This window comes from Streptomyces sp. WZ-12 (assembly GCF_028898845.1).
Classification (GTDB): Bacteria; Actinomycetota; Actinomycetes; order Streptomycetales; family Streptomycetaceae; genus Streptomyces.
Map to the genome: position 1 here is coordinate 5,811,947 of NZ_CP118574.1, position 23,693 is coordinate 5,835,639.

The following is a 23,693-nucleotide window of genomic DNA, read 5'->3' on the forward strand; positions in this document are numbered from 1 at the left end:
GCGCAATGTCCTCCCGAGAGAGAGCAAGCGAACTCCCCATGGCGTCCAGCACTTCGTCCGGCACGTACGACATAGGCATCGACCTCGGCACGGCCAACACCCTCGTCTACGCCCGCGGCAAAGGCGTGGTGCTGAACGAGCCGTCCGTGGTCGCCGTCAACGCCACCGGCGACGTCGTCGCCGTCGGCCTGGAAGCCAAACGCACCATCGGCCGCACCCCCTCCGGGATCACCGCGATGCGCCCCCTACGGGAAGGCGTCATCGCCGACTTCGACGCCGCCGAGCAGATGCTCCGCGCCCTGATGAAGAAGGCCCTGCCCAGCCGCCGCTTCTCCCGCCCCCGCGTCGTCATCTGCGTCCCCTCCGGGATCACGGGGGTGGAACGGCGCGCCGTCATCGACTCCGCCCGCGGCGCCGGCGCCCGCGAGGTGCACCTGATCGAGGAGCCGATGGCCGCCGCGATCGGTGCCGGCCTCCCGGTGGACGAGCCGATCGGCTGCATGGTCGTCGACATCGGCGGCGGCACCACGGAGGTCGCCGTCGTCTCCATGGGCGGCCTGGTCACCGCCCAGTCCGTACGGGTCGCCGGCGACGCCATGGACACCGCGATCGCCGCGTACATCAAGAAGGAACACGGCCTGGCCATCGGGGAACGCACCGCCGAGGACATCAAGATCGCCATCGGCTCGGCCACGTGGGAACCCGACCCGATCGACTCCGACCTCCTGCGCTCCCTCACCCGCGCCACCACGACCGCCGGTGACACCGACGCCGACGGGGACGCCGAGGCGGACGCCGCCACCCGCCCCCACGAGTCCCCCCTCCCGGCCTCCTACACCATCCGCGGCCGCGACCACCTCAGCGGCCTGCCCCGGCTCCTGGAGGTCACCGCCGAGGAGATCCGCACCGCCCTCGCCGAACCGGTCGAGGCCATCGTCCGCGCCGTCCACCGCACCCTCGACGAGTGCCCGCCGGAGCTCTCCGGCGACATCATCGAACGCGGCATCGCCCTCACCGGGGGCGGCGCCCTCCTCCACGGCCTGGACCGCCGCCTCCGCCAGGAGATGGGCGTCCCCGTCATGGTCGCCGACGACCCCCTGGACTGCGTCGTCAACGGCACCGCCAAGTGCGTCGACGAATTCGCCACCCTGCACGGCCTCCTGACGGGCGCGAAGGAACAGCCCCGCAGGGCGGTGCGACTGTAACGCGGCCTCCTCCTCGCGTTGTCGGCCTCCCGCCCAGGAGGCCGACAGCGCAAGGACGTGACGTGCGGAAGAACGCGAGGAAGCCGGCGCGCGGGTACGCTCCCCGGCCCGGCCTCAGCCCTGCTACCCGCGCTCCACATAGGCCGCCAACCCGTCCAGAATCCGCTCCAGCCCGAACTCCCCGGCCCGATCAGAGGATTCGCCCCCCGCCACGTCCGCGACCGCCGCCGCCAGCGCCGGGAACCGCTCGGACCGCCCGACGAGCAACTCGTTCAGCGCCGCGCTCATCACCGCCTCCGGCCCCTTCGCCCGCGCGCTGCCCACCCCCATCGACGTCGACATCGACGCCGACACCTGCGCGATCGCCCGGACGTGCCCGCTCACCACCACGACGGCGTCCAACTGCTCGCCGCCCGACAACCCGGTACCGGACAGCGCCGCCAACGCCCGCTCCGTCCAGCCGAGTTCATGCGGGCCCATCACCCGCGGCCCCACCATGGCGGTCAACAGCCACGGATGCCGGTGGTAGACCGCCGCCAGCCGCTCCGCCCACTCCCGCAGGGCGCCCCGCCAGTCGCCGGTCGCGGCGCCCGCCAGCTCCGCCGGTTCCCCCATTGCCGCGTCGATCATCAGCGCAACCAGCTCCGACTTGCCCGGCACATACCGGTAGAGCGACATCTTCGTGAAGTCCAACTCCGCCGCCACGCGCTGCATGGAGACCGCGCCGAGCCCGCCTACGTCGGCGAGCCCGATGGCCGTCCGCGTGATGCGCTCCAGGCTCAGTGCCGGCTTGGGCCCCCGACTGGGCCTCCCGCGCCCGCCCCACAACAGCTCCACGCTGCCCGCCTGCTCCCCGAACACACTGCTCTTCCCGTCTCCATCCACCCCCGCATCCTAAAACTGTGTCCGAGGGTATACATATCTGTGTCCGCCGGATACAGTTAACTCATCCGCGCCGCCGAACCACCGCACCGCCAACTCCACTCCACGGCGCACCAAGACGGGGGACCCCCATGTCCAACTCCCACTCCAACTCCGGCCTCAGTGCCAACGCCGCAAGGCCCTCAACGACGCCCCTGACGACTCCGCCGCCGGCCCGCTCCGTGTTGATCTCCGGCGCCAGCATCGCCGGCCCGGCACTCGCCTACTGGCTCGCCCGCTACGGCTACCGCCCCACCGTGGTCGAGCTCGCCCCCGCTCTGCGGGGCGGCGGCTTCGCGGTCGACTTCCGAGGCGAGGCCCACCTGACGGTGCTCCACCGCATGGGCCTCCTCGACAAGCTCAAGCAACACCGCACCGACGGCACCCCGATGACCTTCATAGACGCCCAAGGCCATCAAGTGGCCGCCCTACCCTCCGAGTTCGCCGCCGGTGACATGGAAATCCTCCGCTCCGACCTCTCCCAACTCCTCTACGCCCACACCCACACCCAGACCACCCCCACCGAATACCTCTTCGGCGACTCACTCACCTCCCTCACCGAAACCACCGACGGCGTCCACGTCACCTTCGAGCGCGCCGCACCCCGCACCTTCGACCTGGTCATCGGCGCCGACGGCCTGCACTCCACCGTCCGCCGCCTCGCTTTCGGCCCGGAATCCTCATTCGTCAGCCACCTCGGCTACTACGTCGCCGGCTGGGACCTCCCCACGAGTGAGGCCCCGGACCTCGCTGCCCGCGCCGTCGGCTACAACGAACCCGGCCGCCTGATAACGGTCGGCCGGGTCCCCCGCCGCGCCACCGAAGCGTCCTACAACGGCGAGACCTTCTGCGTCTTCGCCTCCGACCCACTGACCTACGACCGCCGCGACCCGCACGCTTCACGCAGGGCCATTGCCCAGGCATACGAGGGCGCCGGCTGGCGCACCACCGAACTCATCGAAACCCTCTGGAACACCGACGACCTCTACTTCGACTCCATCAGCCGCGTCGACGTACCCACCTGGTCCACGGGCCGCATAGCCCTCCTCGGCGACGCCGCCCACGGCGCCACCGTCGGCGGCATGGGCACCGGCTCGGCACTCGTCGGCGCCTACGTCCTCGCCGGCGAACTGGCCCTGGCCACCGGCGACCACCACCAAGCCTTCGCCCGCTACGAGCAACGGCTCCGCCCCTACGTCACCCGCTGCCAAGAAGGCGGCCGCACCACCGGCACCTTCCTGGCCCCACCCACCCAAGAAGCCCTCACCACCCGCAACGCCACCCTCAACAACCCCGCCGCCCTCACCGCCATGCTCCGAGCCGCCCACCAAACCTCCGCCGCCATCCCCCTCCCCGACTACCCCACCCTCCTCAACACACCCACTCCCCACCCCTAACAACAACAGCCCCTCCTAAGAAAAGGCCCTGCCCAGCACCGACCACTACGCATCACCGCTCTGCGGTCCGGCTCCCCCTCCCCGATCGTGCAGCTCACCCACCGCAGATGGCCACAGAGGCGGCCCTGCTCCCGGTGTCGGTCTTCCCCAAGCTCCGACAGAGCGCCTCCAGCGCATCCCCGTGGCAAGCGCGCCCAAGCCGTGACTCGACGCACCTCCACAGTCACGCGGGCACCCGAAGCCCCCCACGTCCCGTAAGTACTCAGCACTCAAGCACCAAACACAGACACCTCCAGCTCTCCTGACGGAGGCGACGAGCCCGTCGAGGCGCCATCGCCGCTGCCGCCGCCACGGCTGTCGACGACGTTCAGCACACCCCCCGGCCAGCAGCCAGCAACGAGCCGTCAGCGGAGCGAGAAGACAGCACCCACGCTCACCGGCAACTCGATGACCAGGCCCTTCGGGGGGCGACTCAGCGGGTGGAGCCAGCTCCACCCACCGTGGACGCGCTCCCAAGTCGTTCCGCACCCGCGAGGTCATGTAGAGTCTTCGAGTTGCCACGGAGCCGACAGGTTCCACGGCAGCCACTACGCCGCACTTCAGCGGCACCTCACTACTGCACGGCCCTTCAACGGGATTGAATTCCGCATGTCGAAATTCATTCCGGGCGTCTGATTAGGCGTCACCGAGGAATTCCGCTAACGTAGTGATCACCCCGCCGACGGGGAATCGGAACGAAATTCGAACCGACCGCAGCTCCTCCTGGAGCCGCCCGGAACGAAGGAAGATCTGATAAAGTCGGAAAGGCCGAAAAGCGAAAGCGAAGCGGTCGAACCCCGCTCCAACGGGGGGCCGGAGACGGAAACGGATCTGGTAAGGTTGGAATCGCGAAGAAGCCGAAAGGTCGAATCGCACCGGCGAAAATCAGGGCCGAAAGGATCTGATAGAGTCGGAGACGCAAGACCGAAGGGAAGCGCCCGGAGGAAGCCCGCGAGGGCAGGCCGAAGGAAGCGTCCGTTCCTTGAGAACTCAACAGCGTGCCAAAAGTCAACGCCAGATATGTTGATACCCCGTTCCCCACATCGTGGGGGATGAGGTTCCTTTGAAAAGTCCTTCCAAGTTTCTTGGGAGGCGCACACAGCGAGGACGCTGTGAACCACGGGGATTATTCCTCCTTGTGGTTCCGCTCAACGCGAGTGTCTCACCGGCGGTTTTTAGTTAAACGCAGTCGGGTAAAGCATTCACGGAGAGTTTGATCCTGGCTCAGGACGAACGCTGGCGGCGTGCTTAACACATGCAAGTCGAACGATGAACCTCTTTCGGGAGGGGATTAGTGGCGAACGGGTGAGTAACACGTGGGCAATCTGCCCTTCACTCTGGGACAAGCCCTGGAAACGGGGTCTAATACCGGATATGACACGGGATCGCATGGTTTCGTGTGGAAAGCTCCGGCGGTGAAGGATGAGCCCGCGGCCTATCAGCTTGTTGGTGGGGTGATGGCCTACCAAGGCGACGACGGGTAGCCGGCCTGAGAGGGCGACCGGCCACACTGGGACTGAGACACGGCCCAGACTCCTACGGGAGGCAGCAGTGGGGAATATTGCACAATGGGCGAAAGCCTGATGCAGCGACGCCGCGTGAGGGATGACGGCCTTCGGGTTGTAAACCTCTTTCAGCAGGGAAGAAGCGAGAGTGACGGTACCTGCAGAAGAAGCGCCGGCTAACTACGTGCCAGCAGCCGCGGTAATACGTAGGGCGCAAGCGTTGTCCGGAATTATTGGGCGTAAAGAGCTCGTAGGCGGCTTGTCGCGTCGGATGTGAAAGCCCGGGGCTTAACCCCGGGTCTGCATTCGATACGGGCAGGCTAGAGTTCGGTAGGGGAGATCGGAATTCCTGGTGTAGCGGTGAAATGCGCAGATATCAGGAGGAACACCGGTGGCGAAGGCGGATCTCTGGGCCGATACTGACGCTGAGGAGCGAAAGCGTGGGGAGCGAACAGGATTAGATACCCTGGTAGTCCACGCCGTAAACGTTGGGAACTAGGTGTGGGCGACATTCCACGTCGTCCGTGCCGCAGCTAACGCATTAAGTTCCCCGCCTGGGGAGTACGGCCGCAAGGCTAAAACTCAAAGGAATTGACGGGGGCCCGCACAAGCAGCGGAGCATGTGGCTTAATTCGACGCAACGCGAAGAACCTTACCAAGGCTTGACATACACCGGAAACGGCCAGAGATGGTCGCCCCCTTGTGGTCGGTGTACAGGTGGTGCATGGCTGTCGTCAGCTCGTGTCGTGAGATGTTGGGTTAAGTCCCGCAACGAGCGCAACCCTTGTTCTGTGTTGCCAGCATGCCTTTCGGGGTGATGGGGACTCACAGGAGACTGCCGGGGTCAACTCGGAGGAAGGTGGGGACGACGTCAAGTCATCATGCCCCTTATGTCTTGGGCTGCACACGTGCTACAATGGCCGGTACAATGAGCTGCGATGCCGTGAGGTGGAGCGAATCTCAAAAAGCCGGTCTCAGTTCGGATTGGGGTCTGCAACTCGACCCCATGAAGTCGGAGTTGCTAGTAATCGCAGATCAGCATTGCTGCGGTGAATACGTTCCCGGGCCTTGTACACACCGCCCGTCACGTCACGAAAGTCGGTAACACCCGAAGCCGGTGGCCCAACCCCTTGTGGGAGGGAATCGTCGAAGGTGGGACTGGCGATTGGGACGAAGTCGTAACAAGGTAGCCGTACCGGAAGGTGCGGCTGGATCACCTCCTTTCTAAGGAGCACTTCTTACCAAGTTTTGTGCTTGGTCAGGGGCCAGTACATCGGCGAGTGTCTGATGCTGGTTGCTCATGGGTGGAACGTTGACTATTCGGCACGATCGGTTTGGGACTGTTAGTACTGCTTCGGCGTGGAACGCGGGGTCTTGGCTGGTTGTGTTGGGCGCGCTGTTGGGTGTCTGAGGGTGCGAGCGTTGCTCGTCCTTCGGTGTGCCGGTCCCGGTGTAGGTCTGCTTGGTGCAGGTTGTGACGGGTGGCTGGTCGTTGTTTGAGAACTGCACAGTGGACGCGAGCATCTGTGGCCAAGTTTTTAAGGGCGCACGGTGGATGCCTTGGCACCAGGAACCGATGAAGGACGTGGGAGGCCGCGATAGGCCCCGGGGAGCTGTCAACCGAGCTTTGATCCGGGGGTGTCCGAATGGGGAAACCCGGCAGTCGTCATGGGCTGTCACCCGCTGCTGAACACATAGGCAGTGTGGAGGGAACGCGGGGAAGTGAAACATCTCAGTACCCGCAGGAAGAGAAAACAACCGTGATTCCGGGAGTAGTGGCGAGCGAAACTGGATGAGGCTAAACCGTATTGGTGTGATACCCGGCAGGGGTTGCCAGTGCGGGGTTGTGGGAGCTTTCTTGATCGGTCTGCCGGCCGGTCGGTGAGTCAGAAACCGTTGATGTAGGCGAAGGACATGCGAAAGGTCCGGCGTAGAGGGTAAGACCCCCGTAGCTGAAACGTCAGCGGCTTGCTTGAGAGCCACCCAAGTAGCACGGGGCCCGAGAAATCCCGTGTGAATCTGGCGGGACCACCCGTTAAGCCTAAATATTCCCTGGTGACCGATAGCGGATAGTACCGTGAGGGAATGGTGAAAAGTACCGCGGGAGCGGAGTGAAATAGTACCTGAAACCGTGTGCCTACAAGCCGTGGGAGCGTCGCGCAGAGACTTTGTTTCTGCGTCGTGACTGCGTGCCTTTTGAAGAATGAGCCTGCGAGTTAGCGGTGTGTAGCGAGGTTAACCCGTGTGGGGAAGCCGTAGCGAAAGCGAGTCCGAAGAGGGCGTTGAGTTGCACGCTCTAGACCCGAAGCGGAGTGATCTAGCCATGGGCAGGTTGAAGCGGAGGTAAGACTTCGTGGAGGACCGAACCCACCAGGGTTGAAAACCTGGGGGATGACCTGTGGTTAGGGGTGAAAGGCCAATCAAACTCCGTGATAGCTGGTTCTCCCCGAAATGCATTTAGGTGCAGCGTCGTGTGTTTCTTGCCGGAGGTAGAGCACTGGATAGGCGATGGGCCCTACCGGGTTACTGACCTTAGCCAAACTCCGAATGCCGGTAAGTGAGAGCGCGGCAGTGAGACTGTGGGGGATAAGCTCCATGGTCGAGAGGGAAACAGCCCAGAGCATCGACTAAGGCCCCTAAGCGTGTGCTAAGTGGGAAAGGATGTGGAGTCGCAGAGACAACCAGGAGGTTGGCTTAGAAGCAGCCATCCTTGAAAGAGTGCGTAATAGCTCACTGGTCAAGTGATTCTGCGCCGACAATGTAGCGGGGCTCAAGTACACCGCCGAAGTCGTGTCATTGCCATGAGAGCCCTAACGGGTGTGGTGATGGGTAGGGGAGCGTCGTGTGCCGGGTGAAGCAGCCGTGGAAACGAGTTGTGGACGGTTCACGAGTGAGAATGCAGGCATGAGTAGCGATACAAGAGTGGGAAACTCTTGCGCCGATTGACTAAGGGTTCCTGGGTCAAGCTGATCTGCCCAGGGTAAGTCGGGACCTAAGGCGAGGCCGACAGGCGTAGTCGATGGACAACCGGTTGATATTCCGGTACCCGCTTTGGAGCGCCCAATACTGAATCAGGCGATGCTAAGTCCGTGAAGCCGCCCTGGAGCCTTCGGGCAAAGGGGAGTGGTGGAGCCGACGGACCAGACTTGTAGTAGGTAAGCGATGGGGTGACGCAGGAAGGTAGTCCAGCCCGGGCGGTGGTTGTCCCGGGGTAAGGGTGTAGGCCGTGTGGTAGGTAAATCCGTCACATGTTAAGGCTGAGACCTGATGCCGAGCCGATTGTGGTGAAGTGGATGATCCTATGCTGTCGAGAAAAGCCTCTAGCGAGCTTCATGGCGGCCCGTACCCTAAACCGACTCAGGTGGTCAGGTAGAGAATACCGAGGCGTTCGGGTGAACTATGGTTAAGGAACTCGGCAAAATGCCCCCGTAACTTCGGGAGAAGGGGGGCCATTTCTGGTGATGACATTTTCTGTCTGAGCTGGGGGTGGCCGCAGAGACCAGCGAGAAGCGACTGTTTACTAAAAACACAGGTCCGTGCGAAGCCGTAAGGCGATGTATACGGACTGACGCCTGCCCGGTGCTGGAACGTTAAGGGGACCGGTTAGTCTGGATTCGTTCAGGCGAAGCTGAGAACTTAAGCGCCAGTAAACGGCGGTGGTAACTATAACCATCCTAAGGTAGCGAAATTCCTTGTCGGGTAAGTTCCGACCTGCACGAATGGCGTAACGACTTCTCGACTGTCTCAACCATAGGCCCGGTGAAATTGCATTACGAGTAAAGATGCTCGTTTCGCGCAGCAGGACGGAAAGACCCCGGGACCTTTACTATAGCTTGATATTGGTGTTCGGTTCGGCTTGTGTAGGATAGGTGGGAGACTGTGAAGCGCCAACGCCAGTTGGTGTGGAGTCGTTGTTGAAATACCACTCTGGTCGTGCTGGATGTCTAACCTGGGTCCGTGATCCGGATCAGGGACAGTGTCTGGTGGGTAGTTTAACTGGGGCGGTTGCCTCCTAAAGGGTAACGGAGGCGCCCAAAGGTTCCCTCAGCCTGGTTGGTAATCAGGTGTTGAGTGTAAGTGCACAAGGGAGCTTGACTGTGAGACTGACGGGTCGAGCAGGTACGAAAGTAGGGACTAGTGATCCGGCGGTGGCTTGTGGAAGCGCCGTCGCTCAACGGATAAAAGGTACCCCGGGGATAACAGGCTGATCTTCCCCAAGAGTCCATATCGACGGGATGGTTTGGCACCTCGATGTCGGCTCGTCGCATCCTGGGGCTGGAGTCGGTCCCAAGGGTTGGGCTGTTCGCCCATTAAAGCGGTACGCGAGCTGGGTTTAGAACGTCGTGAGACAGTTCGGTCCCTATCCGCTGCGCGCGTAGGAGTCTTGAGAAGGGCTGTCCCTAGTACGAGAGGACCGGGACGGACGGACCTCTGGTGTGCCAGTTGTTCTGCCAAGGGCATGGCTGGTTGGCTACGTTCGGAAAGGATAACCGCTGAAAGCATCTAAGCGGGAAGCCTGCTTCGAGATGAGGGCTCCCTCCCACTTGATGGGGTAAGGCTCCCAGTAGATGACTGGGTTGATAGGCCAGATATGGAAGCATCGTAAGGTGTGGAGTTGACTGGTACTAATAGGCCGAGGGCTTGTCCTCAGTTGCTCGCGTCCACTGTGTTGGTTCTGAAGCCACGAACAGACCAACGGTTGTTCTAAGTTTCATAGTGTTTCGGTGGTTTTAGCGTTAGGGAAACGCCCGGTTACATTTCGAACCCGGAAGCTAAGCCTTTCAGCGCCGATGGTACTGCAGGGGGGACCCTGTGGGAGAGTAGGACGCCGCCGAACTCCTTTTATGGCTCCGGCCCCTGAATCGTAAGATTCGGGGGCCGGAGCCTTTTTTGCGTTGTGCCCATTCGTGACGGGCGTTTAGCAGGCGTTGGTATTTATCGACACGGTGTGGCTCTGAGCTGCAGCGATCAGGGTCGAGACGGGCTAACGGAGGCCGCGGCGGTCGAGGCGGTGGATGAGGCCGGGGCGGCGTTGATTGCTTTCGCGGAGGCGAGAGAGGCGTCGCCGGAATTCTGTGTCTTGGCCGGTGTGTGCGTAGGCGTCGCGCAGCTCCGCGAGGAGGGTGGCGGCCTGGTCGTAGGCACGGGTCTTCTTGGTGGCGATATGCGCTTCGATCTGCCGCCAGGCGGATTCGAGCTCGCTCGCGGGGGCGCTTAGGTGCTGGTCGCGCGCTTTGGCCCGTTCGCGTTCGGTGTGCCGTTGACGTTCTGTGCGTAAGGTGCGGGCTGCTTCCAGGAGTTGGGTGGCGGAGCGATACCCAGGAGTGGTGGCGGGGGCGATGGTGCCACGCAGGCGGTGCAGGAGGTCGGTGTGCAGCCGGGGTTCCGGGCCGAGGGCGAACCGGAGCAACAGCGCGTCCTTTTCCTTCTGTGGCATCGCGGCGATGAGCGGGGCGAGTTCCTTCTTCGTAGGCTTGGCCGGTTTCCTGGGCGTGGTGGAACTAGCCCGGGTGGCGATTTCCAGGAGGTCGTTGTCCACGCGCAGGAAGTCGGCGAGCGCCCGTTGTGGGGCGGTCAGTTCACCGAGCCCGGCCGGGACAGACGGTTCGGACCAGGCTTGGTAATCCTCTTCGTCATCGTCCTCAAGTTCCCGGCCGGAGAGTGCGGACAGCCACGCGAGGTAGAGGGGGCGCAGGTCGCCCGCGGCGAGCTCGTCACGTACGCCGATGAGGGAGGCCAGTGAGTCGTCAGCGTCCTCGATCCAGTTACCGTCTTCGTCCTCGCTGGTGAGGTCGAGCAGGAGGTGGGTGCGGGTGGTCCAGGCGTCGACGTGGAAGTCCAGGCAGTAGGGCTGCACCGTGGGCAGGTCCAGGGTTTGCTTGGGAAGGCGGAGCGTCAGCCGGTGGGTACCCCAGTTGGCGACGTACAGATGGGCGTCGAAGTAGCGCTCGACCATGCGGCGCGGATCGCCGCTCAGATCCCCCCAGTTGTAGGTGTTGGTGAAGCTGGTGGCGGTGATCCGGGCCCGGGTGGAGATGGACCGCAGCTGGTCCTGTTCCGCGTGGCTGAGCGGGCGGTCGAGGGCTTGGAACTCGTAATACTGGTACTCGCTCACGGGGCGGACCCTACCGCCGCCGTGAGTCGGCGTGGACGTTGAGCGGCCGCGGAGGCGGCCGGGCGCCGGATGCGAACGCCGTAAGGTGAGTCGAGGCGAGCGGTTCAGAGAGAGCGTGCTGTGGCGGGCGTGTGAACCGAGCGGACGACGGAGCGTGGGGCAACGGCGGAACTGGCCGCGGTGCTAAGGCTGGTGGTCGCGGGCAGGGTGCGGTGTAGCGACAAGACGAAGCGCCCTTCCGCGGCCACGATCCGCGCGCTGGGAGAGGTTCTCACCGACGGTGACTTCTACGAGGACGAGGCGGTCAGGGCCTTTGCTGGCCGCTGCTGCAAGCCGGCGGTCTCTCAGAAGTGTCCAGCGGCCGGCTGGAGTTGACCGAGCAGGGGCGCAAGGCACTGGGCTGGCCGGCTCACGAGACGATCCGTCACTTGTGGCGGCGCTGGCTGAACCGCGGGGTGCTGGATGGTTCAGCCGCATCGAGGAGGTCAAGGGGCAGCGCGCGTCGGACGTTCTCAGCGCGGCGGGTCCGCGCCGCAAGGCGGTGGGCGTGGCGCTCGCCGAGCGCTGCCAGCCCGGGGAATGGGCGACGGCGGACGAGTTGTTCAAGGCGATGCGGGCCGCCGGGCACGCCCCGTACCCGGTCCGCTCCGGCCGGGTGCTGTGGAAGCTGTAGGTGCAGGAAGCGCAGTACGGCAGCCTCGGCTACGACGGACACCACGACTGGCCGGTGGTGCAGGGCCGTTACGCCCTCTGTGTGCTGTTTGAGTACGCGGCCACCCTCGGGCTCGTCGACGTCCGGTACGTCGCCCCGGAGGGGGCCCGGGACGATTTCCGGCACATGTGGGGCGCCGACCGGCTGGAGCAGTTCAGCCGCTACGGCGGGCTGCTTGCCGTCCGGTTGAACCCGCTCGGGGCGTACGCGGCGGGGCGCGTCGACGAGTACCGGCCGGGTCCGGCGCCCGCCGTTGAGGCGCGGAGTCCGGTCAGGATCCTGCCGAACTTCGACGTCGTGGCGTTGGATGCGCTGACCCCCGCCGCGTCGCTGCTGCTCGATGCGTTCGCCCCCCGGTCCGCCGACCGCGTCTGGACGCTGTCCACCGCCTCCCTGCTCAAGGCCCTGCACACGGGCCGCGGGCCCGGAGGAGCTGCGCCGCTTCCTCACCGACAACGACGTAGGGGAGCAACTCCCGCAGACCGTCACGGCGTTGCTGGCTGACGCGGCCGCGCGCACCGAGAAGGTTCGGGATCTGGGGACCAGCCATGTGCTGGAGCGTGTGGACGAGGCACAGGCCGTGGTGATCGCGAGCGACCGTGGAGCTGGTGCGCTGTGCTCACGGATCGGTCAGCAACACCTCATGGTGGCGCCGGGAGACCTGCCGGCCTTCCGCGTCTCGCTGTTGAAACTCGGTTGCGTGCTGCCTGCTCGGCACTGAGTCGAGGTACCGGCTGTTCGCAGCCGAGCGGCAGTATGGCCGGGCTCCGGCATGGCTCGCCAATCAGGGCTACCGACTGGCGCCGCAGGGTGGCAACCGACCTGGGTGCCTTCACGGCCCCGGCGCCGGTAGGCCGCAATCCGTTCAGCCCCTCGGCGCCGGATCCGGTAAAGGAAGGTCGAGAACTCCCCTCGCCTGCCGGTACCTGCCGCGCGTGCAGACCGCCACGATCCGGCTGTCGGGCAGCAGGTCCACCTCCTTCCGGGCGCGCTCTACTACTGGGGCGCGTAAGGGTAGTTGGCGCGACGACCACGCCGTGGCGCAGGCATGCCGGGGCGTTCTGCCGCAGGACGAAGTCAGCGACTGACCTGCTGTGCGCGCTTGGCCGGGAGGCCAGTTATGCCACCAGCGGTCGGCTGGTCGTGCCGATGGGCAACGGCTGGCACGGCGTGCTGAACGCGCCGGGTGACGGCACCCTGCGGGCGGCCGTGGTGGTCGGCTGCGCGAAGGAGAAGGGCTCGGGAGAGGGAGGCGAGGAGAGCTGCGTCATCCAGGCCAGCGCCTACTCCGAGACGGGGCCGGACTGGCTGCTCCTGAGCAACTGGCCCGCTTCACCCGTATCACCACGGGAGCGGCCAAGGCGGCGGCCGCCGAGTGGGGTTGTCGGGCCACCCCGGGTAGGACGGTGACCCTCGTGACGGCACCAGTGTCCTGCCGCAAGCCACTCCCCGCTTGCGCGACGAAGGGTACCTGCGTGGGCTTGGCGGGAGACCACAGGTCAGGGGCCGTGAGACGGGGACTTCTGCCCAGGTGCCCGTCGAAGACGGCTTCATGCCCGAGTTGGACGGATGGCAGTGGTTGGGCAGTGGTGGGTGGCGGAGGTCGGATTTCGCTCGCCGCAGGGTGAGTTGCGGACGTCTCGATAATTCCTTGCTTTCTCGGCGTTGTAGGGGAGGTAATCGGTTCGGGTACAACGAGGGTGTGTTGGCAGGGCTTTGAGGAGATTCTGGCGAGAGTGAGGCCAATTGGGCTGGGCGGCACCGGTAGTTGAGCAAAGGCGCGGCTCAGCGTCATTGCGAGCCACCTTTGTGAGGCATGAAGTATGTGTTGGCGTTTCCCCCGCCGTTTCCACAGGCGTTTCCGTGTACGTGCTTGGATGCGACACCCAGTCCTGCCCGTAACCGCAGGTCAGGAGCCCGTCGAGCCACCCGCAGAGGAGAACGACTGTATGTTCGTTCAGCAAAGGCATCCCGATCTACCTATAACGCCCCCCGCGCCTGCGAGCCCCCTGCGCATACCGGAGTCCGCTTCCTCGCTTCGCTTTCAAGGAAAGTGTGGGCGAGTTCGGTAGCTGTGATGATTCCGGCCAGATTGAGTAGATCGACGTATTTGACTGCCGGGCGCAGGTGGAGCGGCATCGTGAGCCGTCCCTTACGGCGTCGCGGCAGTGGCGGATCTGGGGCGGTGGATTGGCTGGGCGGTCTCGATTCGGTGGGGTCGGTCGGCCGGCGAGGGGTATCGGGTCCGTTCGATGGGGCGGTGGCGGTTCCGGGTCGGGGTGTGCCCTGGGGGTGCAGGGCTGGGTACGTCGGGTGCAGTGGGAGCCGGACCGAATGTGCCGGGAGTGCGGCGGATGGAGTGGAAGGCGTCGGTAGGTGCGGTTCCCGATCGTCAGGAAGGCGACTGGGCGTGGGGGCGGGAACGACGTGACCTCTGCGCCGCAATGCAACTGCCCTTATGCCGCTTGGGATAGAGCAATGAGGATTCTGGACTTCCTGAATACGGTCGAGCGGAGCGGTGGTTCAGGTGACGCCCTGGGTGCCGCGTTTCTTCAGGCGGCGAGTTGAGGCTTTGAAGTCGGCGTGGGCTGCTGCTGGCAGTGTTGCTGGTGATGATGACGCGTAGTCCGATGTCGCGAGTGTCGCGAGCGCAGGGGGAGCCCGGCGAGGGTGTGGAGTGCGGGTGGTGCGGTTCGCGGTGCAGGACGTGTGCAGTCGTGCTTCAGGTGGCACCGCCCCTCTCGGGCGCCCAGCCACGGCCGTCTACGCCGGCCGCGTCGAGGGCAGTTGCCGGACTTCAAGCGTCGGATGGAGGTCAAGGGAGATCTCCCGGAGGTGCCCGAGATCGGCTGAGGGCCCCGGAGGACTTCGACGCGCATTCGACGCAGCACAGCTACCCGTCGACGCCCCGGTGGCAGCCGGACGGTGCCGGACGCTTCCTGGAACACCAGGGGGGCGTCCGGCGTTCCTTTGTTGCTGGTCACGCGGCTGCTGACCAGCAAAAAGGCCCTCCCGAAGGAGGGCCTGGCCTGGCGCCCCCGGCAGGACTCGAACCTGCGGCCAAGTGCTTAGAAGGCACCTGCTCTATCCACTGAGCTACGGGGGCCGGTGGTGGGCGTGGATCACGGACCGCGGACCAGGATAGAGGTCCGGGTGCCTCGTCCCGGTTGCTTCACCTCCGTGGCACGTTGTGGAGGTTCGGTGAAGCGATCCCGATAATCGCAGGCAGGTACGAATCCTGCACGGCTTTTGGCGCCTCGCGTGGCGGGTGTTGTGTACTCGTTATGCCTGCGTCTCGGATTTCCTTAAAATCCTATATGTCCCTTTCTTGTTCTGCGTGATTCTTGCGGCGCACACAAGGGGCTATACGCTTCAAAAAGCTACCGAAATTGGGCATTCTTCACATGTGGCGACCTTGGACGTAGGACCCCGGCTGATCGATGCACTGTCCGTTCTGCGGGACCGTGTCGACGCCGCACGTTTTCCGCTGCCGCTCGGGGGCGCCGCCCGCGCCCGGCGCAACCGGGCCGAGCTGCTCTCCCAACTGGACGACTATGTGATGCCCCGCCTGCGCGCCCCTAAGGCACCGCTCCTCGCCGTCATCGGGGGCTCCACGGGGGCGGGCAAGTCCACCCTGGTCAACTCGTTGGTGGGGCGGCGGGTCTCGGAGGCGGGGGTGCTGCGGCCCACGACCCGTACGCCGGTGCTGGTCTGCCATCCCGATGACCACCGCTGGTTCGCCGGGCAGCGGGTGCTGCCCGGGTTCGCCCGGGTGTGGGTGCCGGAGCAGGACGGCGGTGAAGGGACCGCGCGGGGCGATGGCAGGGAGGGCGGGAGCGATGCGGGGCGCGGTCGGGACGGGTGTGAGCCGGGGGCGCCGACCGTGCGGATCGAGACGGATTCCGCGCTGCCCGGTGGCTTGGCGCTGCTGGACGCCCCGGACATCGACTCGTTGGTGGCCGGCAACCGCGAGCTGGCCGCCGAGCTGATCTGCGCGGCCGACGTCTGGGTCCTGGTCACCACGGCGGCCCGGTACGCGGACGCGGTGCCCTGGCATCTGCTGCGCACCGCCAAGGAGTACGACGTCACGCTGGTCACCGTGCTGGACCGGGTGCCGCACCAGATCGCCCCCGAGATCTCCGCGCGCTACGCCGAACTGTTGCAGCGCGCCGGGCTCGGCCATGTGCCCCGGTTCACCATTCCCGAGCTGCCCGAATCGGCGGGCGGGGGCCGTGGGTTGCTGCCCGCGACTGCGGTGGCCGGGCTGCGGGAGTGGCTGGAACGGCATGCGCAGGACCCCGTGGCCCGTAATGCGGCCGCTGAACGGACCGCTTCCGGGGTCATCGCCTCGTTGCGCAGCCGGCTGCCCGCGCTGGCCGGGGCCGCCGCCGCGCAGCACGCCGCGGCGCTGCGGCTGGCCGGCCGGGTCGAGGAGGCGTACGAGGCGGCCGCGGAGCGGGTGCGGGGCGAGGTCGCGGCCGGCGAGGTCCTGGCCGGTGACGCCCGCGCGCACTGGCACGCGCACAGGCTCGGTGGCCGCGCCGACGAACTGCTGGACGCGCTGACCCAGGGCCTGGCCGCGCTGCTGGCCTGCGCCGTCGAGGCGGCCGACGAGCGGGCGGCGGGGGCCTGGCGGCACGATCCCGCCGCGGCCGAGGTGGTACGGACCGCGGCGGACGGGGCCGCGGGTGCCGCCGGGCGGATCGGCGTGGTCGTCCGGCGTTGGCGGCGCTGCCTGGAGGAGCTCGCCGAGGAGGAGACCCGCGAGGCGCGCGGCGGCCAGGCCGGCGAACGGAACGACCCGGTGGACGCCGAGGAACCGGCGGCCCTACTGGCCACCGCGCTGTTGGGCGGGCGTCGGGCTCGTACGGCGGGGGAGAACCTCGCCGACCTCTTGGGGGCGCAGAGCGCGCTGCGGTTGTGCGACCAGGGCGCGCGGCTGCTGACCACGTACCTGGAACGCGCCCTCGACGGTGAACGGGAGCGCCGGCTGGCCCCGTTGGACCGGTTGACGGTGGCGCCGGACCAACAGGCCGAGTTGATCGCCGCGCTGTCGGTGGTGCAGCGGGAGCAGCGTCGGAGGCGCTCCGTGGAGCGGGCGGATCGGGCGGGTCAGTGGGAGACGGAGCGCGGGCGCCCGGTGGCGGACCGCTGTGAGCGGGAGGCGGTGACGGGGTGAGGGAGTCCGCGGAGCGAGGGGCGGAGAGCAGGGTGGGCGAGCCGGCGATGAGCGAGGAAGGGGCAGGAGAGGGCGCGGCTTGGGACGAGAGGGCGCGGGACGGCGGTGCGTGGGACGACGGGGTGATTGCGCGGCGGGTGCGGCGCAGGGCGTCGAGGGGCGGGGGGCAGGCCGAGGCGGGCGCCGGCGGGGCGGAAGTTCCGTTGATGTCGGGAGAGAGCGGCGAGTCAGGTGGCGCGGGGCGACCTCGTGGGGCGGGAGAGGCAGTTGATGCTTCTGTGGCTCAGGGGACGGGTGCGGGTGTCGATGAGGCGGGCGTCGAGGTCGATGCCTGTGGGCCCGGGTACAAGTGGGTGCCTGGTGGGGCGCGACGGGCCGTAGGAGAGGGCCTGCGGTCCCGGTTGGACGCGTTGCGGGAGCTGATCGCGCTGTCCCGGAGCCGGCTGGACGGGACGGCGTTGGACGAGGCCGGGCGGGTGCTGGAGACGGCGGACGAGCGGTACCGGCTGTCCGGCGAGCACACCGTCGTCGCCCTCGCGGGGGCGACCGGCAGCGGGAAGTCGTCGCTGTTCAACGTCCTGGCGGGGGCGCCCCGTTCGGAGGTCGGCGCGCGTCGACCGACGACCGGCGAATCGGTGGCCTGCGTCTGGTCCGGTGGCCGGCCGGGCGCGGAGGGGTTGCTGCGCCGGCTCGGGGTGCCGGTGCACCGCCGGCACACCCCCGCACAGGGCAGCCCCGAACTGGCCGGGCTGGTCCTGCTCGACCTTCCCGACCACGACTCCTCGGCCACCAGCAACCGCGAACAGGTCGACCGCATGCTGAAGTTGGTGGACGCGGTGATCTGGGTGGTGGACCCGGAGAAGTACGCGGACGCGGTGCTCCACGAGCGGTATCTGCGGCCGTTGGCGGGCTACGCCGAGGTCACGTTCGTGGTGCTCAACCAGGTGGACCGGCTACCGGGCGACGCCGCCGACCAGGTGGTCGACGATCTGCGCCGGCTGCTGGACGAGGACGGGTTGGCGCTCGGCGAGCACGGGGAACCGGGGGCGGAGGTCATGGCGCTCTCCGCCGCGACCGGTGAAGGGGTGGCGGAACTACGGGAGGCGCTCGCCCAGTTCGTCGCCGAACGGGGCGCGGCGGACCGCCGGCTGACGGCGGACGTGGACACCGCGGCGGAACGGCTGCGGGCGGCGTATGTCGCGGAGAGCCGGGTGGGGCTGACCGAACGGGCCAGGGAGGAGTTCGACGACCGGCTGGCCGAGGCGGTGGGGGCGGCGGCCACCGGGCGGGCGGCGGAACGGGACTGGCTGTGGCTCGCGGAGCGGGCGTGCGGCTCACCGTGGTCGCGGCTGCGGTCCCGGCGGAAGGGCTGGAGAGCGGCGCGGCCGGGCGCGATGACGGCGGCGGGCGGGGGCGGCAACGGCACGGGGGCGGTGCGGATCGCCGGGCCGCGTACCGGGGCGGGGGACGCCGGTGCCGAGGCGGGCCGTGGTGAGGAGCGGCTCCGGAACGAGGAAGAGCACCGTGTTGGGGAGGGGCGAGGCGGAAAGGGACGTACCGCTTCCGCGGCGGTTGTTGGCTCCGGGTGGGGTGAAGACGGGCGGGCGGCGGCGCGGCCGGTGGTGGAGCAGGCGGTCCGGGGCGTGGCGGTCGAGGCGGCGCAGGGGCTTCCGGTGCCGTGGGCGCAGGCGGTGCGGGAGGCGGCGGTGCGGGGCGCCGAGGGGCTGCCGGAGGCGCTGGACGCGGTGGCGGCCGAGGCCGAGGGGGCGTTGCGCCGCGGGCCGGAGGGGAAGCCGCGGTGGTGGTCGGTGGCGGCCGCGCTGCAGGGGTTGCTGTTCGTGTTGCAAGTGGTCGGTGTGTTGTGGGTGTTGGGTTCTGTGACGGATGTGGTCGCGACGTCGGAGTGGTTGTCGGGGCTGGTGCCCGCCGTCGTGGGCTCGGTGGGCGGGCCGGCGTTGACCTGGCTGTGCGGGCTGGCGGCCCGGGGGCCGGCCCGGCGGTACGGGCAGGAGGCCGAGCGGCGGTTGCGGGGGGCGGCGGCCGGGTGCGGGCGGGCGCGGGTGCTGGAGCCGGTGGCCGCGGAACTCCTGCGGTACCGCGAGGTGCGGGAGCGGTACGCGGTGGCGTCGGGCGTGTGAGGTGGCGCGGCGGTGCGGTGGATGGAGTGCCGAACTCCCCTGAGGAGTGGCGGAGTTGTCCACAGGTGGGAGTGTTCGCCGGCGGGACTGTCCACAGCCCGCCGCGGCCCGCGTCGATTCCGTGCAACATGGATTTCGCGAAGCCCAGCGCGGAACGGCACCCAGCCACACGGAACCGCGCGGCGGCACCGCAAAGCAACACCGCGCGCCGAAGCGACGGCCGAAGCGACGGCTGAAGCAGCGAAGTGAAGCAGCGAAGTGAAGTGGCGTGTGGAAGCGATGTCATAAAGAAGGAACGACGCGACGAAGTAACGCGGAAACGGGGGACTTTCATGAACGACACGATGGTGACGCTGGTGGGGAACGTGGCCACGGCGGTGGAGCACCGGGAGACCGCGGCGGGGGTTCCGGTGGCGCGGTTCCGGATGGCGGCGACTTCGCGGCGGTGGGACAAGGCGCGGGAGTGCTGGACCGACGGGGAGACGAGTTTCTATACCGTGCGGTCCTGGCGCGCGCTCGCGGACAATGTCGCGGCATCGGTGGCGGTCGGCGAACCGCTCGTCGTACAGGGGAGGTTGCGGGTGCGGGAGGGGGAACAGGCGCCGGAGAAGGGGGGACAGCGCTGGTTCGCGGTCGAGGTCGACGCCTTCGCGATCGGGCACGACCTTTCGCGCGGGACGTCCGCATTCCGTCGGGTGGTGAGGGTGCGGAATGTGTCCGAGAGGAGTCAACGGGGGGCGGAAGTGGGGGCGTTGGGAAAGGTTGAATCGGATACGACGGCGGGAATGAGGGGGCCCGCGGATCGTCGGGCGGCGGCGTCGACAGGGGCGGCGAGAGGGCCCGGCAATTCGCCACAGAAGGTGTCTGTGCCCTGAAAACGCATCAGTGATTTGTCGATAATGTCGGCCCGTGATGCAGGTATTCGGTAACGATTGCGATTCGGATCGCTTATAGGACGCTATTACCGGGGGCCGTGATGTGCCCGCTCCATAGGATCCGACGAGTACTCACGGGGGCTGACCAGGCTGACCAGTTCGGCCGTTGAGTTCTTGGGATCTTTCCGGCGAGGCTCCTCTCAAGCCGACCGCCTCGCCCAGAGGGGAAATCATGCTTTCGATGAAGGGGCGGGGCGCAGCCCGCCTTGCCGCCGCGGTCGTGGCCTCGGGCCTGATCGCGGCGGGCACGATAGCCACCGCGGGGACCGCCGCGGCGGACGACCCGGCCATGTCGCACGGGGGCGCCACCGCGACGCTCGGCGGTCTGAAGACCTTCGACCAGGCCGTGGTGCACGGCAACGGAGGGGACCAGCGCATCGGTGCCGGCCTCTTCGAGATGTCGGTCGACCACGGCGGCACGCTGCAGACGTACTGCATCGACATACACAACCCGACGCAGCAGCAGGCGCGTTACCAGGAAGTGCCGTGGAGCGCGTCGTCGCTGCACAACAACGCGGACGCGGGCAAGATCCGTTGGATCCTGCAGAACTCCTACCCGCAGGTGAACGACCTGGCGGCGCTCTCCGCCAAGGCCGGTGCCGGGCAGTTGTCGGAGAAGACCGCCGCGGCCGGCACCCAGGTCGCGATCTGGCGCTTCTCCGACCACGCCAAGGTGGACGCCGTCGACCCGGCCGCCGAGAAGCTGGCCGACTACCTGGAGAGGAGCGCGCAGAGCGTCTCCGAGCCCAAGGCGTCGCTGATCCTGGACCCGCCGGCGGTCTCGGGGAAGTCCGGCAGCAAGATCGGCCCGGTCACCGTGCACACCAACGCCGACAGCGTCACCGTCTCCCCGGCGTCGGACGTGCCGGCCGGCGTGAAGATCGTGGGCAAGGACGGCAAGCCGGTCACCAGCGCCGCCGACGGCACCCAGTTGTTCTTCGACGTCCCCAAGGGGACCGCCGACGGCAACACCTCGCTGACCGCGCAGGCCGCGACCAAGGTCCCGGTGGGCCGGGCCTTCACCGGTATCGGTGAACACGCCAAGAGCCAGACCCAGATCCTGGCCGGCTCCAGCGAGTCCACGGTCTCCGCGGCCGCCACCGTCTCCTGGAAGAAGCAGGGCGCGATCCCCGCGATCACCGCGGAGAAGAACTGCTCCAAGGGCGGCGTGGACGTCACCGCCACCAACAAGGGCGACCAGGCGTTCCGCTTCCAGCTCTCCGGCAAGGACTACGAGGTCGCGCCGGGCGCGTCCAAGACGGTGACGGTTCCGGTCGGCGAGGACCAGCCGTACCAGATCACGATCACCGGCGCGGAGGGCTTCAAGAAGACCTTCTCCGGCGTCCTGGACTGCAAGACCGCGGGTACCGGCGGCCAGCCCTCGCCGCACCCCAGCCCGGCCTCGGCCGGCGGCACCAGCGCCGGCAGCACCGGTGGTCACGGCACAGACCTCGCCGAGACCGGTTCCAGCAGCGCCACCCCGGTGATCGCGGGCGTCGCGGTCGCCCTCGTCGTGGTCGGCGGCGCGGCGGTGTTCTTCCTGCGCAAGAAGAAGACCCGGGCGTAAGCAAGGCATCCGCGTGAGCGGGACAGGCGGAGGCAGTCAGCCGTCACCGCCGTACGCGACGCGGTGACCACCGGTGAGCGGGCCGTCGGCACGCCGTGAGCGGGTGGTCACCCAGCGCGCAGCGCGAAGGCCCCGGAGCGTAACGTCCGCTCCGGGGCCTTCGCCGTCCATCTCCCGGAACCCGTTTCCGTCCTGCGATGGACGTACGGCAAGATGGGGTGTATCTGCCTTCGCGCGGCCACGCCGCACCACGGCCCACGCGGCGGAGCCACCAGACCACCTGATAGATCCAAACTGCCGGACGGTTTCTCTTGGCTGAGTACATCTACACGATGCGCAAGGCGCGTAAGGCGCACGGCGACAAGGTCATCCTCGATGACGTGACGCTCGCCTTCCTGCCGGGCGCGAAGATCGGCGTCGTGGGCCCCAACGGCGCCGGTAAGTCCACGGTGCTGAAGATCATGGCCGGTCTTGAGCAGCCGTCGAACGGTGACGCCTTCCTCTCGCCCGGTTACACCGTCGGCATGCTCCTCCAGGAGCCGCCGCTCGACGAGTCGAAGACGGTCCTGGAGAACGTCCAGGACGGCGCGCGCGAGATCATGGACAAGCTCAAGCGCTTCAACGAGGTCGCCGAGCTGATGGCGACCGACTACTCCGACGCGCTGATGGAGGAGATGGGCAAGCTCCAGGAAGACCTGGACCACGCAGGCGCCTGGGACCTCGACACCCAGCTTGAGCAGGCCATGGACGCGCTGGGCTGCCCGCCCGGCGACTGGCCGGTCACCAACCTCTCCGGTGGTGAGCGCCGTCGCGTCGCGCTGTGCAAGCTGCTGCTGGAGGCGCCCGACCTGCTGCTCCTCGACGAGCCCACCAACCACCTCGACGCCGAGTCGGTGCAGTGGCTGGAGCAGCACCTGGCCAAGTACCCCGGCACCGTCGTCGCCGTCACCCACGACCGGTACTTCCTCGACAACGTCGCCGGCTGGATCTGCGAGGTCGACCGCGGCCGCCTGCACGGCTACGAGGGCAACTACTCCAAGTACCTGGAGACCAAGCAGACCCGTCTGAAGGTCGAGGGCCAGAAGGACGCCAAGCGCGCCAAGCGCCTGAAGGACGAGCTGGAGTGGGTCCGCTCCAACGCCAAGGGGCGGCAGGCCAAGTCCAAGGCGCGTCTGGCGCGTTACGAGGAGATGGCCGCCGAGGCGGACAAGATGCGGAAGCTGGACTTCGAGGAGATCCAGATCCCGCCGGGCCCCCGTCTGGGCAACGTCGTCGTCGAGGTCAACAACCTCAGCAAGGCGTTCGGCGAGAAGGTGCTCATCGAGGACCTCAGCTTCACGCTGCCGCGCAACGGCATCGTCGGCGTCATCGGCCCCAACGGTGCCGGTAAGACCACGCTGTTCAAGATGATCCAGGGCCTGGAGACCCCGGACGCCGGCGACATCAAGGTCGGCGAGACCGTCAAGGTCTCCTACGTCGACCAGAGCCGCGAGAACATCGACCCCAAGAAGACCCTGTGGGCCGTGGTCTCCGACGAGCTCGACTACATCAACGTCGGCCAGGTCGAGATGCCCTCGCGGGCCTACGTCTCGGCGTTCGGCTTCAAGGGCCCGGACCAGCAGAAGCCGGCCGGCGTGCTCTCCGGCGGTGAGCGCAACCGCCTCAACCTCGCGCTCACCCTCAAGCAGGGCGGCAACCTGCTGCTCCTCGACGAGCCGACCAACGACCTCGACGTCGAGACGCTGTCCTCCCTGGAGAACGCGCTGCTGGACTTCCCCGGCTGCGCCGTGGTCGTCTCCCACGACCGCTGGTTCCTGGACCGTGTCGCCACGCACATCCTGGCCTACGAGGGCAACTCCAAGTGGTTCTGGTTCGAGGGCAACTTCGAGTCGTACGAGAAGAACAAGATCGAGCGGCTGGGTGCCGACGCGGCCCGTCCGCACCGGGCGACGTACAAGAAGCTGACCCGGGGCTGACCGC

At 67.1% G+C, this 23,693-nt stretch carries 12 protein-coding genes, 1 tRNA gene and 3 rRNA genes; 13 read left to right on the plus strand and 3 right to left on the minus strand.

All coding sequences use genetic code 11. The features are described 5' to 3' along the window. The first annotated feature begins 38 nt into the window (after nt 1–38). Nucleotides 39–1,205, plus strand: a complete 1,167-nt coding sequence (gene mreB / locus PV796_RS25125) for a rod shape-determining protein (RefSeq protein ID WP_274915654.1) — start codon at nt 39–41, stop codon at nt 1,203–1,205. A gap of 123 nt (nt 1,206–1,328) precedes the next feature. Here mreB and PV796_RS25130 read toward each other — a convergent pair whose 3' ends face one another. Then, entirely contained in the window at nt 1,329–2,066 is a 738-nt protein-coding gene (locus PV796_RS25130) for a TetR/AcrR family transcriptional regulator (RefSeq protein ID WP_446750697.1), read from the minus strand. 242 nt (nt 2,067–2,308) lie between these two features. Between PV796_RS25130 and PV796_RS25135 the strand changes: the two genes are divergently transcribed. The 4 genes from PV796_RS25135 to rrf all read left to right on the plus strand — a co-directional run bounded on the left by PV796_RS25135 (nt 2,309) and on the right by rrf (nt 9,904). Further along, nucleotides 2,309–3,523, plus strand: a complete 1,215-nt coding sequence (locus tag PV796_RS25135; protein WP_274919225.1) for an FAD-dependent monooxygenase — start codon at nt 2,309–2,311, stop codon at nt 3,521–3,523. 1,240 nt (nt 3,524–4,763) lie between these two features. Beyond that, a 16S ribosomal RNA gene (locus PV796_RS25140) occupies nt 4,764–6,291 on the plus strand. A gap of 304 nt (nt 6,292–6,595) precedes the next feature. Next, a 23S ribosomal RNA gene (locus PV796_RS25145) occupies nt 6,596–9,716 on the plus strand. 71 nt (nt 9,717–9,787) lie between these two features. After that, nucleotides 9,788–9,904, plus strand: a 5S ribosomal RNA gene (gene rrf, locus PV796_RS25150). Together the 16S, 23S and 5S rRNA genes form the textbook arrangement of a ribosomal RNA operon. Before the next feature lie 147 nt (nt 9,905–10,051). Here rrf and PV796_RS25155 read toward each other — a convergent pair. After that, nucleotides 10,052–11,182, minus strand: a complete 1,131-nt coding sequence (locus PV796_RS25155; protein ID WP_274915656.1) for a hypothetical protein — start codon at nt 11,180–11,182, stop codon at nt 10,052–10,054. Nucleotides 11,183–11,612: 430 nt separating this feature from the next. On the opposite strand from PV796_RS25155, the gene PV796_RS25160 reads away from it, so the two are divergent. The 3 genes from PV796_RS25160 to PV796_RS25170 are packed head-to-tail and all read left to right on the plus strand — an operon-like array spanning nt 11,613 to nt 12,615. After that, nucleotides 11,613–11,855, plus strand: coding sequence for a hypothetical protein (locus PV796_RS25160; RefSeq protein ID WP_274915657.1), 243 nt, complete (start codon nt 11,613–11,615; stop codon nt 11,853–11,855). After that, nucleotides 11,856–12,398, plus strand: coding sequence for a hypothetical protein (locus PV796_RS25165; RefSeq protein WP_274915658.1), 543 nt, complete (start codon nt 11,856–11,858; stop codon nt 12,396–12,398). It begins immediately after the preceding gene. Next, on the plus strand, nt 12,388–12,615 hold the full coding sequence (locus PV796_RS25170) for a hypothetical protein (protein ID WP_274915659.1): 228 nt from the start codon (nt 12,388–12,390) through the stop codon (nt 12,613–12,615). Before PV796_RS25165 ends, PV796_RS25170 begins: the two co-directional genes overlap by 11 nt. Nucleotides 12,616–14,924: 2,309 nt before the next feature. Here the strand turns inward: PV796_RS25170 and PV796_RS25175 are convergent. Next, nucleotides 14,925–15,000 (minus strand) — tRNA-Arg (locus tag PV796_RS25175). 309 nt (nt 15,001–15,309) lie between these two features. On the opposite strand from PV796_RS25175, the gene PV796_RS25180 reads away from it, so the two are divergent. The 5 genes from PV796_RS25180 to ettA all read left to right on the plus strand — a co-directional run bounded on the left by PV796_RS25180 (nt 15,310) and on the right by ettA (nt 23,689). Further along, nucleotides 15,310–17,073: a dynamin family protein gene (locus PV796_RS25180; protein WP_274915660.1), complete on the plus strand. Its 1,764-nt coding sequence runs from the start codon at nt 15,310–15,312 to the stop codon at nt 17,071–17,073. Between the two features lie 353 nt (nt 17,074–17,426). Continuing rightward, nucleotides 17,427–19,211, plus strand: coding sequence for a GTPase (locus tag PV796_RS25185; protein ID WP_446750698.1), 1,785 nt, complete (start codon nt 17,427–17,429; stop codon nt 19,209–19,211). Nucleotides 19,212–19,456: 245 nt separating this feature from the next. Continuing rightward, on the plus strand, nt 19,457–20,086 hold the full coding sequence (locus PV796_RS25190) for a single-stranded DNA-binding protein (protein ID WP_446750628.1): 630 nt from the start codon (nt 19,457–19,459) through the stop codon (nt 20,084–20,086). Nucleotides 20,087–20,318: 232 nt separating this feature from the next. After that, the gene (locus tag PV796_RS25195) at nt 20,319–21,713 is read left to right on the plus strand and encodes an LAETG motif-containing sortase-dependent surface protein (RefSeq protein ID WP_274915662.1); all 1,395 of its coding nucleotides are present in this window, start codon (nt 20,319–20,321) and stop codon (nt 21,711–21,713) included. Between the two features lie 311 nt (nt 21,714–22,024). Beyond that, the gene (gene ettA, locus PV796_RS25200; RefSeq protein WP_274915663.1) at nt 22,025–23,689 is read left to right on the plus strand and encodes an energy-dependent translational throttle protein EttA; all 1,665 of its coding nucleotides are present in this window, start codon (nt 22,025–22,027) and stop codon (nt 23,687–23,689) included. Nucleotides 23,690–23,693 lie beyond the last annotated feature (4 nt).